General features: G+C 58.8%; 13 protein-coding genes. 7 read left to right on the forward strand and 6 right to left on the reverse strand.

Features of this window, described 5'->3' with window-relative positions:
- Positions 1-31: 31 nt before the first annotated feature.
- The 5 genes from DPA2511_RS09440 to DPA2511_RS09460 are packed head-to-tail and all read right to left on the reverse strand — an operon-like array spanning position 32 to position 4,468.
- Entirely contained in the window at positions 32-751 is a 720-nt protein-coding gene (locus DPA2511_RS09440; RefSeq protein WP_012765438.1) for an ABC transporter ATP-binding protein, read from the reverse strand.
- Positions 748-1,530, reverse strand: coding sequence for an ABC transporter ATP-binding protein (locus DPA2511_RS09445; RefSeq protein WP_012765439.1), 783 nt, complete (start codon positions 1,528-1,530; stop codon positions 748-750). Before DPA2511_RS09445 ends, DPA2511_RS09440 begins: the two co-directional genes overlap by 4 nt.
- On the reverse strand, positions 1,527-2,414 hold the full coding sequence (locus DPA2511_RS09450) for a branched-chain amino acid ABC transporter permease (RefSeq protein WP_012765440.1): 888 nt from the start codon (positions 2,412-2,414) through the stop codon (positions 1,527-1,529). Before DPA2511_RS09450 ends, DPA2511_RS09445 begins: the two co-directional genes overlap by 4 nt.
- Positions 2,407-3,300, reverse strand: coding sequence for a branched-chain amino acid ABC transporter permease (locus DPA2511_RS09455; protein ID WP_012765441.1), 894 nt, complete (start codon positions 3,298-3,300; stop codon positions 2,407-2,409). The genes DPA2511_RS09450 and DPA2511_RS09455 overlap by 8 nt, the downstream gene beginning before the upstream one ends.
- A gap of 40 nt (positions 3,301-3,340) precedes the next feature.
- A complete protein-coding gene (locus DPA2511_RS09460) occupies positions 3,341-4,468 on the reverse strand; it encodes an ABC transporter substrate-binding protein (protein ID WP_012765442.1) in 1,128 nt (375 codons plus the stop codon).
- Positions 4,469-5,159: 691 nt separating this feature from the next.
- Here DPA2511_RS09460 and DPA2511_RS09465 point away from each other — a divergent pair.
- The 3 genes from DPA2511_RS09465 to DPA2511_RS09475 all read left to right on the forward strand — a co-directional run bounded on the left by DPA2511_RS09465 (position 5,160) and on the right by DPA2511_RS09475 (position 7,047).
- Positions 5,160-5,879: a GntR family transcriptional regulator gene (locus DPA2511_RS09465; protein ID WP_012765443.1), complete on the forward strand. Its 720-nt coding sequence runs from the start codon at positions 5,160-5,162 to the stop codon at positions 5,877-5,879.
- A gap of 38 nt (positions 5,880-5,917) precedes the next feature.
- On the forward strand, positions 5,918-6,109 hold the full coding sequence (locus DPA2511_RS21475) for a hypothetical protein (protein ID WP_051122244.1): 192 nt from the start codon (positions 5,918-5,920) through the stop codon (positions 6,107-6,109).
- Between the two features lie 134 nt (positions 6,110-6,243).
- Positions 6,244-7,047 (forward strand): pyrroline-5-carboxylate reductase family protein, encoded by an 804-nt coding sequence (locus tag DPA2511_RS09475; RefSeq protein WP_012765445.1) that lies wholly within the window; start codon positions 6,244-6,246, stop codon positions 7,045-7,047.
- 34 nt (positions 7,048-7,081) lie between these two features.
- On the opposite strand, the gene DPA2511_RS09480 is transcribed toward DPA2511_RS09475, so the two are convergent.
- On the reverse strand, positions 7,082-8,485 hold the full coding sequence (locus DPA2511_RS09480; RefSeq protein WP_023638286.1) for an aminotransferase-like domain-containing protein: 1,404 nt from the start codon (positions 8,483-8,485) through the stop codon (positions 7,082-7,084).
- A 227-nt stretch (positions 8,486-8,712) separates the two neighbouring features.
- Here DPA2511_RS09480 and DPA2511_RS09485 point away from each other — a divergent pair, with 227 nt between their 5' ends.
- From DPA2511_RS09485 to DPA2511_RS09500, 4 genes are read left to right on the forward strand one after another with little or no spacing between them, the layout of a single operon-like run.
- A complete protein-coding gene (locus tag DPA2511_RS09485) occupies positions 8,713-10,347 on the forward strand; it encodes an ABC transporter substrate-binding protein (RefSeq protein ID WP_012765447.1) in 1,635 nt (544 codons plus the stop codon).
- A gap of 18 nt (positions 10,348-10,365) precedes the next feature.
- Positions 10,366-11,307, forward strand: a complete 942-nt coding sequence (locus DPA2511_RS09490; RefSeq protein ID WP_012765448.1) for an ABC transporter permease — start codon at positions 10,366-10,368, stop codon at positions 11,305-11,307.
- 31 nt (positions 11,308-11,338) lie between these two features.
- Positions 11,339-12,211, forward strand: a complete 873-nt coding sequence (locus DPA2511_RS09495; RefSeq protein WP_012765449.1) for an ABC transporter permease — start codon at positions 11,339-11,341, stop codon at positions 12,209-12,211.
- A gap of 23 nt (positions 12,212-12,234) precedes the next feature.
- Positions 12,235-13,905: a dipeptide ABC transporter ATP-binding protein gene (locus DPA2511_RS09500; RefSeq protein WP_012765450.1), complete on the forward strand. Its 1,671-nt coding sequence runs from the start codon at positions 12,235-12,237 to the stop codon at positions 13,903-13,905.
- Positions 13,906-13,986 lie beyond the last annotated feature (81 nt).

Genomic DNA, 13,986 nt, shown 5'->3' on the forward strand with positions numbered 1-13,986 from the left:
CTTGGTCATCGTCGTGATTCTCCGTGGCTTATCAGGCGGCGCGCCCGCCGAAATAGAGTTCGCGCATCTGCGGGTCATTCAACAAGGCGTCGGCGGGGCCGCTCATGGCGACTTTTCCCAGCGCCAACACATAGGCGCGATCGGAAATGTGCAGCGCTTCCATGGCGTTTTGCTCCACCATCAGGATGGTCACTTTTTCCTGACGGCGAACGGTTTGGATGGCGCTGAACACGTCCTGCAACATTTTAGGCGACAATCCGGCGGAGGGTTCATCCAGCAGTAGCACCGAAGGGCTGGGCATCAGCGCCCGAGCCAACGCCAGAATCTGCCGTTCGCCGCCGGAGAGGGCCGAGGCGGGCGCGTGCCATTTGCGGCGCAGCATCGGGTATTGTTCCGCCAGTTGCGCCATGCGCAGACGCCGTTGCCTGGGGGCCAGAAACTGCCCGCCGGTTTGCAGGTTTTCCGCCACGGTCAGGTTGTTGAAGACATTATCCAACTGCGGTACGAACCCCAGCGCGCATTCGCGGATTTTGCGGTGCACCGGAATGGCGGCGGTTTCCTGGCCGTTAATCTCGATGCTGCCCTGACGCGGAGAGAGAAAACCCGCGATGCATTTCAGCAGTGTGGACTTGCCGCATCCGTTGGGGCCGAGCAGGGTAACGATTTCCGCTTGCGCCACCGTCAACGACACACCGTGCAGGATATCAATACCGGCGCTGTAACCGGCCACCACTTGATTTAGTGCGATCATATCGCCTCCTCCCGTAATGTTGCGTTGCCCGCCCCTAGGTAGGCGTCCAGTACCTGTTGATTGCGCGAGAGTTCGTCGGGGGCGCAATCGGCGACGATGTGCCCGCGATCCAGCACGATGCAGCGCTGACACAGCGTGCCGATGAAGTGCATATCATGCTCGATCACCAGCAGGGAGATGCCTTGCCGGCTCAAGCTACGCAAGGTCTCTACCAGATCCTGGCGTAATTTGGGGTGTACGCCGGCCATGGGCTCGTCAAGCATCAGCACGGATGGTTTGCCCATCAGGGCGCAGGCGATGCCCAGCAGTTTTTTCTGCCCGCCGGACAACGCGGCGGCCGGCAAGTCCCGCACGTTGTCCAGCCGTAGTGTATCCAGTAACCCACGGGCCTGGGCCCGATCCTCCCGCTCGGCGCGGCGGCCGGAAGGCAGCGACAGCAGGCCGTTCCAGACGCCGTGATGGCGGGTGCCGGCCGCCATCACCACGTCCAATACGCTCATTTTTGCCGGCATGGCCGGGAGCTGAAAGGTACGGGCGATGCCGGCGTCGATGATTTTATGCGTCGCCAGTGTATCGAGGCGTTGCTCTCTGAGCGTGATGGTGCCGCGATCGACAGGGGTAAATCCGGAGATGGCGTTAAGCAGAGTGCTTTTCCCGGAGCCATTGGGCCCCAATAGCCCCAGAATCTCGCCCCGATGCAGGCTAAACGTGACCGATTCCAGTACCCGGTTGCCGCCAAAGGCTTTGCTGATGTTCTCCACATGAAGCAGTCGGGTCATGATAAGACCCTCATTTTTTCAGGCAGCAGTCCACCGGGGCGGGTCAGCAGGCATAACAGCATGGCAAGTCCCGTCAGCCCTAACCGCAGCGCGCCGGTCAGGTCGGAGCCGATCTGCAGATAGTCTCTGGCGAAAGGAATAAAGTTGTATAAGACTTCCACCAACGCCACGCCCAGCAACACCCCACGGATATTACCCAGCCCGCCGATCATCACCATGCTCCAGATGAGAAAGGTTTCCGATGACAACAGATAGTCGGGGCTGACATAGGCGGTGTACCAGGCCAGCAGCATACCGGCCAGGCTGCACATCAGGGCGCTGCACATCAGGGCGCGGCACTTGAGCCACGGCAGGGCGTAGCCCATACACATCGCCAGTTGCGGCTGTTCGCGCATCAGACGTAGCGCACGGCCGAAGCGGCTGTCGGCCAGGCGTACCGACGCCAGCGTGCAGAGTATGAGCACAATGAAAATCAGTGCGGCGAAGATCAGCGCGTCGGTGGCTTGTCCGTCGCTCGACCAGGGGGCGCTCAGGCCGCCGATGCCCTGGGCGCCGCCGGTCAACCCGCCAGCATTCATGACGGCGATACGGATGATTTCCGCCAGCGCGAGGGTGGCGATCCCCCAATAGTCGGCGGAAAGCTGACGCCCCAGCAACGCCATCAGTATGCTCACCAGCAGCGCACAGAGGATCCCCGCCGGGATGACCACCAGTAGCGGTAGATCGAATTGGCTGCCGATACCGATGGCGTAAGCGCCGATGCCGACGAAAGCGATATGGCCGAAGTTCAGCAGGCCGGCATAACCTGCCTGCAGATTGAGGGCCAGCGCAATAATGGCGTAGATACCGCCGATACAGCAGATATGCAATAAGAACTCAGACACGGCGCACCTCCCGGTTGAACAGGCCGTATGGACGCAACAGCAGCGCCAACAGCAGCATGACGAATGACGATGTGTTAACCCAAGTCACCGGGATAAACGCCATCTCTCTATCCACTAACCAGCCCCAGTTGATCGTCGTCACCAGTGTTTCCGTGGTGGCGATCAGCAACGCGCCGAAGAGTGCGCCCAGCGGGTTGCCGAGCCCGCCCAGGATGGCCGAGGCCAACACCGGCAGCATCAGATCGTTACCCTGGTTGATATAGGCGCTGGCGTTCATCGCCATCATCGAACCGCCGATGCCGGCCAGCATACCGGCCAACAGATTGACGCTATGCACGATGGCGCTGGCGTTCAACCCGGAGGCCGCCGCCAGATCACGGTTACTGGCCAGTGCCCGGATGGCGCGCCCTTGCGGGGTATGGAACAGCAGGGCGCCGAAGATCAGCACCAGCGCCGCGGTAAAGGCGAGGCTCCAGACTTCGTCGGCGGAAATCCGTGAGCCTGCTATCTGCCAGATGTCGCTGATGGGCAGCTGATAACTGATAGGGGACGATCCCTCGACCCCGAGCATGAGGGCGATCAGCACCATCGATACCGCCAGCGAGCCAATCATGGCGTTGGCGGTGCCGGTTTTCAGTAAGGGCTGAAAGACCCAGTGGTGCAACAGCATGGACAGCAAGCCGCAGATCACCGCGGAAAACAGCATCGCCTGTGAGAGGTGCATGCCCAGTTGCAACCCGGCGGCGGTCAGAAAGGCACCGACCATGGCGTATTGCATATGGGCAATGTTGGCGAACCGTACCAGCCCATACACCAGGCTTAACCCCAGTGCGACCAGCGACAAATCCGCGGTGCGAATCAATGTGTCGAGAATAAACTGCAACATAACGTATCCCTGCTGGCGTAACGTTAACGAGGATGTCGGATTAGCGTGCGATCAGGTTTCCGTCGGCCGCTTTGACCTGCAAGTACGGTTGGCTCTGACGCTGGTTGTCCGTATCCAGATCGAGCTTGCCGGTCAGTCCGGTGAAGCCCGGCGCAACGGTTTGCATGGCGCTAATCATCGCTGCGGGTTCCGCGCTGTGTGCCTGCCGGATGGCGGCGGCGGCCAGCATGACGCTGTCGAAGGCGTAGCTGCCGTATACCGAGCGCGGCTTTTCATTGAAACGTTGTTGATAAGTGACCGCGTAACTTTTATCGCCGTCGACGGCGGCGCGATCCCCGATGCCGGCCACTTCCATACCGAGTTGACCGTTGGTGTACTGGGCCGGCGAGCCGGCGATAGCCATGGTCAGGTACATGCCATACCAGGGGGTCTGGTGCAGCCCCAGCTCCCAGGCTTCGCGGTTAAGCACGATCGCATCTTGGCCGTAGCTGGTATAAACGTATGCATCCGGGTGCGCGCGGGCGATTTGTTCCAGTTCGCGGCGGTAAGACGGCTGCCCGCTGGTGTACAACACGTTGGCGACGACTTTGCCGCCGGCTTTTTCAAAGGCTTGGGTGAACTGTTCCGCCATGCCCTGTCCGTAGGCGCCGTCGGGGGCGACAAAGGCCACTTTACGCCAGCCTTGTTTCCAGACATCTTGCGCCGAGAAGCGGGCAGAGAGATCGTCCAGCCCGATGACGCTCCATGAGGTCTTGCCGATTTTGCGCACATCGGTACTGGTGCCGGAGATATTGATGTGTAGCAGATGGTTTTTCACCAGATACTGGCCCACCGGGATAGTGACGCTGGAAGAAAAGTCGCCCACGACCAGCGGCACCTTGTTAACTTGTGTCAGTTTGCGTACCGCATTCAGGCCCGTTACCGGGTTGCCGGCAGAGTCTTCGGTAATCACAGTGAGTTTTTGTCCGTTAACGCCGCCGTGGGCGTTAATGTTTTCCACCGCCAGTTCGATTCCGCGGCGTTGATCTTCGCCGATGCTGGCGCTGGTGCCGGTTAGCGGCAAAATCGCGCCCAGATTCACATCGGCATAAGCGGTATGTACCGACGCTGACAAGGCCATGCCCGTTACAGCGGACAGCGTAATAACCTGACGTAAACGACTCTTCATAAGGGGTCTCCGGTGCTGACGAATAGGTTATGCCCGTCATAATTTCAGGTTTTCGGCGCATCGGCTTTACTCACTCCTTCCGCTGATGGTTGTCATCAGCATGTGAGGATTCGCCATGTGGTGACGTCATGGCGAGCTTGCCTGTAAAAGGTCGACGTGTAGCGTGGTTCAAAATGTCGGCCGATTGCCCTGCAACACGAACTATTATGGGGATAACGGTAATACGCACAAGTGAATGTAAAAGTGCATACAGTTGTGTGTTAAGCAACCAACGTGCCAGCCGATGGCGCATAACAGAAAAATACCTGGAGATGCGAGCGTGAAGTCAGGGGTTTTATGAATAAATACAACGGGTCGGTTAAATAAAATAAAAATATCTCTGAGCCGTCCGTCATCGTTATTCAACAAGGGTTATAGGTCTTTATGTGCATATGTGTATACACTTATTGCTATTTTGGCGCAGCCGATGCCATATTTTGGTGCAAAATAATGGTGTGATATGGAATGTATTCTTTTTTTTAGCGTATTTTTTTCATAACATCTTTATCGAAAAAGTGTATGCAGTTTTGTGTTGAGTTGTGTTTATAGCTGTGCTATGAATTATTCATTATCGGTGTGAATAATATTTTCCCGTTTTTTAAATCGGGTTCATCACGGATAAAAATAATCGAAGAGAATAAAAGGGGTCATTGTGGTTATTGCCAAAAAAACGGCGCGCAGTGCCGATAGTGTTGAGAAAGTGTATGAAAAGATAAAAACACTGGCTATCGACTACCACTTTCGGCCCGGTGAACGGATTAATGAGGTGGAACTGTCCACGCAGCTGGGTGTGTCGCGCACGCCGGTACGCGAGGCGCTCAATCGCTTGGCTAAGGACGGGTTTATGAATTTTGTGCCAAACCGGGGTTTTTATTCCCGCGACCTCACGCCAGAAGGGGTGCGCGAGTTGTATGAAGTCCGCATGGTGATTGAGCAGGCGACGTTTCGCTTCGCCTGTTTGCGGGCTACCGATGAAGAAATCGCCGCGACGACGGCGATCTGGGAGGATGTCAGCCTGCGACAGGCTCAGCAGCAGGTGCCTCAGGATTGGGAAAAGATTGCCGAGGCCGACGAGCATTTTCATATGGAAATTGCCCGTATTTCCCAAAATGCCCGGCTGTATGAAATGTTGGACAGCCTAAATTCATTAAGCCGTTTCTTTCGCCGTATTGATCTGGAAACGCCGGTGCGTCGGAATAATGCCTATGATGAGCATGTGGACATTATTGCTGCATTGCGTCAACGGGATGTCGATACCGGGGTTAAATTAATTGAACAACATATTTCCCTGAGCGCAGAACATGCTGTTGAAGTCACCAAAGAGGGATTGGCGCGTATTTATTTTGGTAAGAAATCATCGTCAGTAGTCTGAATTTTGCGTTGTCACTCAATAGAACGGCGGCGTTCGGAATGATGGCGCGCCGCGCTGAAATAATATTGAATCTGGAAGGATTGTTGCCAATGCTGGCTATTGGCTATTGGCTATTGGCTATTGGCTATTGGCTATTGGCTATTGGCTATTGGCTATTGGCTATTGGCTATTGGCTATTGGCTATTGGCTATTGGCTATTGGCATTATGTTGTCAGGGTTATATTTCTTGAGGCGGTATTACTCATCATTTTTCTTCAGATTGCCATAAAAAGGCAGTCATCCATTCAGCCAACACAGACCGTGGTTAAGCGGCATAGGTTAAGCGGCATAACTGTATTATTCGTCTGTTTTCGGGAGAGCGAGCATGAGCCATATTCATTTTATCGGCGCCGGCCAGATGGCCGAAGCCATTATCCGCGCGGCTATTCGTCGTCAGGCCGTCAGCGCCGGCGAGATCACGCTGTCTGATATCGACCCGCAACGTGTCCTGACGTTGCGCGAGCGTTACCAGCTAACCAACCCGCTCAGCGAGCATGGGGCGATAGCGGGTGCGGATTACATCGTGATGGGGGTACGCCCGCAGGATGACATCGCGGCGGTTGCCGAGACGATCAACCGGTACGCTGCACCGCAGGCGACGGTGATTTCGATCATCGCGGGCGTCACGCTGGCGCAGCTCGCGTCCCTGCTGGGGGCGGAACGGCCCATCGTGCGCACCATCCCCAATACCCTGACCGATACCGGCCTGGGTTACAGCGGCGTGGTATGCAATGCGCAGGCCAAGATCGAACCGTTGCGACCGTTCCTCGAAAGTTTCGGCAAGGTGATGATGTTGGAGGAGCGGCTGATCGATGTCTTTACCGGTTATGCGGTGGCCGGCGTGAATTATGTGTATTACTTCATTGAGTCGCTGGCGGATGCGGGTGTGTTGGCCGGGTTGCCTCGTCAACAGGCGACGCAGGTGGCGTGGGAAAATCTGGTGGGCGCGGTGGAGATGCTGAAAGCCAGCGGCTGCCATCCGCGCCAGCTGATGGATATCAATAACTCCCCGGCCGGGGTGGGGATTAACGGCCTGTACGAGCTGAATAACAGCGACTTCGCCGCGGGTTTGCAGCGCAGCGTTATGGCGGCAGTACGGCGAACCACCGCGTTGTCTTCCGGCCGCTGATCGCGCCTTGTCCCGTTTTCAGGCGATATCGCCATTAATGGAGATCGCCATTCATGTAGCGGGACAGGAAATCGTACACTTCCGGCCGGTGGCAATAGGAGACGTTAAACCGCAGCCAGGGCTCCTGACAGGGCTCGACGTGGAACAAGTGCCCCGGCGCCAGCAGGATGCCGTGCTCGGCTGCGGTGCGGGTCATCGCCATGAGATCCACCGCTTTCGGCAGGCAAGCCCACAGAAACGGCCCGCCCTCGGGGCGGTGAAACAGACGCAGGCCGATCCCTTCCAGCCGGTCGCACACGGCGTTTTGCGCCTCGGCCAGCCTGGCCGCCAGGCCTTTGAGGTGCAGATTCCAGCCTTTTTCCGTCAGCATCGACCATAACAGCGTTTCGGTGAGCTCCGAGGTGGTGAGCCCGTGGATCATCTTATAGAGCATCAGCTTCTCATTCAGCGCTTCATCGCAGGCGATAAACCCGGCCCGCAGCTCCGGCGACAGCGTTTTAGAAAAGCTGCCGATATAACAAACCCGGCGCAGTTGGTCTTGGCTGGCCAGCGTCGTCAACCCGGATGGCGTTAATCCAGCCATCACGTCATTGTCCACCAGCGTGAAGTCGTAGGTTTGCGCCAGTTGCAGCAGCCGGGCGCTGACCCGCGGATGTAATGATGAACCGGTGGGGTTGTGCAGCCGGCTGGTGGTGAAGAACAGCTTCGGCCGATGTTGACGCAACTGCTGCTCCAGCTCCACGAGATCGTAGCCGTCGGGGCTGCGTCGGGCGCCGACCAGATTCAGGCCGAATGCCCGTAATTGGATAAAAAAAGTGCTGTTGCCGGGGGAGTCGACGAAGACGGTGTCGCCTGCCCGGGTCAGGCAATGCACCAGCAGGATCAGCGCCTGCGTGGCGCCGGAGGTGGTCATGATTTGCCGGGCCGGTACGTGGATGGCGCGCCGGGCCAGCACCTGCTCCAGCTGTTGACGCAACGGCAGCAACCCCTGGGGCGAGGAGTATTGCGTCAGGTTATGGGTTTTGTTGCGCGCCAGCCGGGTCAGGGCCTGGCGCATGCCGTCGCCATACAGCCATTGCGGATGGATCCAGCCGCAACCTGCTTTCAGTAATGCGTTGTTTTCCTCGTAAGCGCGTTGGATCAGCCATAGCCTGTCCACCTTCACATCGATGCCCGGTTCCGGTTCGACGACGCCGCGCGGCAGCGTATCGCTGACAAAATATCCCCGCCCGGCCTGCGCGACGAGAAAGCCTTCCGCCACCAGCCGGCTATAAGCGTTAGTCACCGTCATCACACTGACGTTGAAAAACTGGGCTTGCTGCCGGATGGAAGGCAGGCGCGTGCCTGGGGCCAATTGCCGTTTGGTAATTTGTCCGGCGATGCGGTCAACAATTTGCCGCACCAGCGGCTGCGTCGATGTCGTATCCAAAAGCCCCATTTTTGTCTCCGATTTGTCGCTTTTTTGTTCTTTTCTGGTGCGAGAGATGCACCGCAATGATGAGTTTCTAAAAAAACGCATTCTGAAGGTGCAAGGCTAACATACTGTTATTAAATATTTTATTTTCACTGTATATATGTGCTTGTCCCGTCGGCTCCTATACTGGCGTTGACTGAGCATCCTTGTAAATAGCGTATTCGTTTTCTTAATCATGTGAGGAGATGGCAATGAAGCATGACCGTTTATCCCCGGCGAACGTTTCTTCCCCTGTCCGGCAACGTTTGCCCCTGCTTGGCGCATTGTCTCTGGCCATGATGCACTGGCTTCCCGCCATGCCTGCCGTCGCCGATACGCTGCGTATTGTTCCTGCGTCCAACATTACCGTGCTGGATCCGATATGGACCACCGCCTACGCCAGCCGCAACTTCGGCTATATGGTGTTTGACACCCTGTTTGGCACCGATGCGGGCGGCGCCATCAAACCGCAGATGGTGCAGGACTGGCAAACCAGCGACGACAAGAAAACCTGGACGTTTACCCTGCGCGAAGGGCTGGCGTTCAGCGATGGCGCGCCAGTCACCAGCGCCGATGTGCTGGCTTCCCTGAAACGCTGGATGGCGCGAGATACCTTGGGCGGGCTGATGGCCGGGGCGTTGGATCATGACGACGTCGTCAATGACCGTACCTTTAAACTGGTTTTCCGCACGCCGTTCGGCCCGGTGCTGGAGGCGCTGGGTAAACCGTCTTCCAACGTACCGTTCATCATGCCGAAGCGGATTGCCGATACCCCGGCGGATACGCCGATCAAGGAGATTATCGGTTCCGGGCCGTATGTGTTTGAAACCGAAAAATTCCGGCCGGGCGAGAGTCTGTGGTTCCGCAAAAACACCGCCTATAAGCCTCGCAGTGAGCCGCCATCAGGCACCGCTGGCGGTAAACAGGTGTTTGTCGATGAGGTGGAGTGGAAAATCATCCGCGACCCGCAAACGCAGATGAACGCGCTGTTGGCCAACGAAGTGGACATTCTGGAGCAGCCGGCCTTCGAGCAGCTTCCCACGTTGGGGAAAACCCCTCATGTGCAGCTGATCAATGCGCAGCCTAATGGCTATCAGTTCATGTTCCGCTTCAACTTCATTCAGCCGCCGTTCAATGACGAGAAGGTGCGGCAGGCGGCGATGCTGGCGCTCGGCCAGGAGCCGATGCTGCGCACTCAAGTCGGGCAGCCGCAATACTATCGCACCTGCGCCAGCCTGTTCCCTTGCGGCACGCCTTATGCTTCCGACCCTGGCGCGGCTTTCACCGGCAAAGCGGATCCGGCGCGGGCCAAAGCGCTGTTGCAGCAGTCTGGCTATAAAGGCGAGCCCATCGTGCTGTTGCGCCCGACCGATAACGCCACCATCGGCAAGTTGCCGCTGGTCGCTCAGCAGATGCTGCAACAGGCCGGGTTCAAGGTGGAAATGATGAATATGGACTGGCAGAGCCTGGTGTCGCGGCGGGCGAAGAAAGATGCGCCCAACGCCGGGGGCTGGAATGCCTTTATCAGCGCCTGGGGCGCGGAGGATATCCAGAATCCGCTGAACAACGCCATGCTGAATGCCACCGGCGACAAGGGCTGGTTCGGCTGGCAGAACGATCCGCAGCTGGAAGCGTTGAAAGCGCGCTTCGCGGCGGCGACCGACGACGCCGTGAAACAGCAACTGGCCGGTGAGATCCAACGTCATGCTTATCAGGTGGTGACGCATGTTCCATTGGGGCAGTACATGATCCCGGCGGCGGTGCGCGATACGGTCAGCGGCATTGTGCCGGCCGGGGCGCAGGTGTACTGGAATATTCGTAAGGGTAGCGCCCCGAACGCCCAATAGTCATACGGGAGGGTTCCTATGTTGATGTTTATGGCAAAACGGCTGTTTAGCCTGATCCCGGTGCTGATGATTGTCGCGGTGATGGTGTTCATGATTGTGCGCCTCACTCCCGGCGACCCGGCGGCGATCATCGGCGGCAACGGCGCCAGCGGCGAAGATCTGGAACGCATTCGCGCCCAATTAGGACTGACGTTGCCGTTGTGGCAGCAGTTTGGTATCTGGTGCCAGCACGTCGCCAACGGTGATTTGGGGTACTCCTATTTCCTCAACGCGCCGGTCATCGACCTGATCGGCCAGCGTCTGGGGCCGACCCTGTCGCTGACGTTGCTGACGCTGGTGTTGACCGTACTGATCGCGGTACCGCTGGGGACGCTGGCGGCCTGGAAGATGGGCGGCTGGCTGGATCGGTCGGTGATGGCGTTTTCGGTCGCCGGCTTTTCGATCCCGGTGTTCGTCATCGGCTATGTGTTGATCTATTTCCTGGCGTTAAAAACCTCGCTGTTGCCGGTTCAGGGCTACCAGCCGTTGAGCGCCGGTTTCTGGCCCTGGCTGCGTCAACTGATTCTGCCTTGTCTGTCGTTGTCGATTACCTATGTGGCGCTGCTGGCCAGGGTGACGCGCGCGGCAGTCAGCGAGGCGCTGACCGAGGACTACATCCGTACCGCCCGCGCCAAAGGGATTGATGAGTGGCGCGTGCTCACGGGGCATGCGCTGAGAAATGCGGCGGTGCCGGTGGCAACCATCATCGGCGTCAGCGCGGCGTTGTTGTTGGGGGGCGTGGTGGTCACGGAAACCGTGTTCGCGGTGCCGGGGCTGGGGCAGTTGACCGTAGACGCGGTGCTTAACCGGGACTTCCCGGTGTTGCAGGGCGTGGTGCTGTTCTTCGCGCTGGCGTATGTGGTGGTGAATATGCTGGTGGATATCAGCTATCTGGTGCTCGATCCGCGTATTCGCTATTGAGCGCGGGTTGACCTGACCCGGAGACGAGACAATGAATACCCTGAAAAAATTGTGGCGCAACCTGTCGGTACGTTGTGGGACGCTGGTATTGGCGCTGTTGCTCTGCTTCGGCGTGTTGGCGCCGGTGCTCGGTACCTTTGACCCCACCACCATCGATTACAACTTTATTTCCGTTGCGGCGGGAACACATGGCGACGTGACGCTGATGGATGGCCGCACCATTTCTCATCTGTTTCTGATGGGGAGCGACAGCATGGGGCGGGATATCTGGAGCCGGGTACTGTTCGGTACGCGCATCTCGTTGCTGGTTGGCGTTGCGACGGCGCTGATGGCGGTCGCAGGCGGATGCCTGATCGGCATGTTGGCGGGCTATTACCGCCGGTTCGACATGGTGTTGATGCGCGTGGTTGACGGGTTGATGGCGATCCCCTCGGTGTTGCTGGCTATCACGCTGGTGGCGATGTTGGGCGCCAGCCTGCCGACCGTGGTGCTGGCGATCGCCATCCCGGAAGTGCCGCGTGTGACCCGGCTGGTGCGTTCGTTGGTGATCAGCCTGCGCGATGAACCCTTTGTGGAGGCGGCCAGAGCGCTGGCGACGCCGTCCATGACCATTCTGTGGCGCGATATTCTGCCGAATTCGCTGGCGCCGTTGCTGGTGCAGGGCACCTTTATCGCCGCCTCGGCCATCATGACCGAAGCCATTCTGAGCTTTCTCGGTCTGGGATTGCCGGCGGATATCCCTACCTGGGGCAACATCATGTCCGAAGGGCGCATTCAGTTTGCGCAGAACCCCGGCAATGTGCTGTTCCCGGCGCTGTTTCTGGTGCCGACCGTACTGGCGTTCAACCTGCTGGGCGATGGCCTGCGCGACGTCTTCGATCCCAAATTCGCCCAACGCGCCTGATGGCCGCTATTCGGAGGAAAACCATGTCTGCCGTGTTTGCTCTCGATTCCGACCCGCAATTAACGCCGATCGCCGATCCGGCGCTATTGACGATTGATCGCTTGCGCGTGGCGCTGCCGGCTGGCGGCGATCGCGCCGACGCGATAGAAGACTTGTCCCTGACCCTGCATCCAGGGCAAACCCTGTGTGTGGTGGGGGAATCCGGCTCCGGCAAATCGGTGCTGGCCATGACATTGATGGGCCTGTTGGCCGGTGAACTGACCGTGCGGCATGGCACGGTGCGGCTGGGGGACACCCTGTTGCTGAATCAAGGGCGGTATGCGGCGCCGGCGGTGCTCAAAGCGTTGCGCGGCGCGCAGATCGGTATGGTGTTTCAGGAGCCGATGACCGCGCTTAACCCGGTGGTGATTTGCGGGAAGCAGATGGATGAAATGTTGCGCGCACACAGCCGGATGTCGCGGGATGAGCGCAAAGCGGCGATTCTGGCGATATTCGCCCGGGTACAATTGCCGGATCCCGAACGTATCTACCACAGCTATCCGCACCAGCTCTCCGGCGGCCAGCGGCAACGCATCGTGATCGCCATGGCGGTGATTTTGCGCCCGCGTCTGCTGATTTGCGATGAGCCGACGACGGCGCTGGATGTCACCACCCAACGGGAAATCCTCAGCCTGATCCGTGAGTTACAACAAGAAAATGGCTGTGCGGTGTTGTTCATCACGCACGATATGGGGGTGGTGGCGGAGATTGCCGATGACGTGCTGGTGATGCACTTAGGCGCCGTCGTGGAGCAGGGGGCGGCGGCACAGGTTCTGCGGCAGCCATCCCAGGCGTATACCCGGATGCTGCTCGATTGCGTGCCTGACGGCGTACCGTGCCGCAGCGGCGACAAGCAGCGCGGCACGCCGCTGCTGAATGCTGACGCGGTGGTGAAAAACTATGTCCGTCGTACTTTTCTCGGCCGTCGTCAGACCGTGGCCGCCCTGCGTGACGCCAGCCTGGCGGTGCACTACGGCGAGACCGTGGGCATCGTCGGCGAGTCCGGCTCGGGCAAATCCACCTTCGCCCGCTGTCTGATGCGGCTCATCGACCCGTCATCCGGCGTGATCCAGTGGGGGGAAAAGGCGGTGCAATCGCTGCCGGAACGCCAGTTATGGTCGCTGCGCTCGCAAGTTCAGATGGTGTTTCAGGATCCCAATCGCTCGTTTAACCCACGGCGTACCGTGGGCTCGTCGATCCGCGAGGGCGCCATGAATTTCGGCCTGAGCCGCGAGAGCGCGCAGGCGCTGGCCGAGACGTTGATGGATCGCATCCGCTTGCCGCGCGAGTCGCTGTCGCGCTATCCGCATCAATTCTCCGGCGGTCAGCGCCAGCGGTTGGCCATCGCCCGCGCGTTGGCGTGTAAGCCGCGCGTGCTGGTGGCCGACGAAGCGGTGTCGGCGTTGGATGTATCGGTGCAGCAACAGATTCTGGCGCTGCTGGAAGAGATTCAGCGCGATCTGGGGCTGGGGATGATCTTCGTCACCCACGACCTGCGCGTCGCTGCCCGGTTGTGCGATCGGCTGATCGTGATGCAGCAGGGCGCCATTATCGAACAAGGGCCGACCGCGCAGCTGTTTGCGGCGCCGCAGCAGGCTTATACCCGCAGTTTGCTACAGGCGATGCCGCGTTGGGTTACGCCATCGAGGGCATGATGGCGTTTAGGACACGACCGACGGCTACCGTCGTCTGGCGTTGAGTGAAACCTATCCGTTTTACGAAACCGATCCGTTTTA

The sequence above is a fragment of the Musicola paradisiaca NCPPB 2511 genome (assembly GCF_000400505.1).
GTDB lineage: Bacteria > Pseudomonadota > Gammaproteobacteria > Enterobacterales > Enterobacteriaceae > Musicola > Musicola paradisiaca.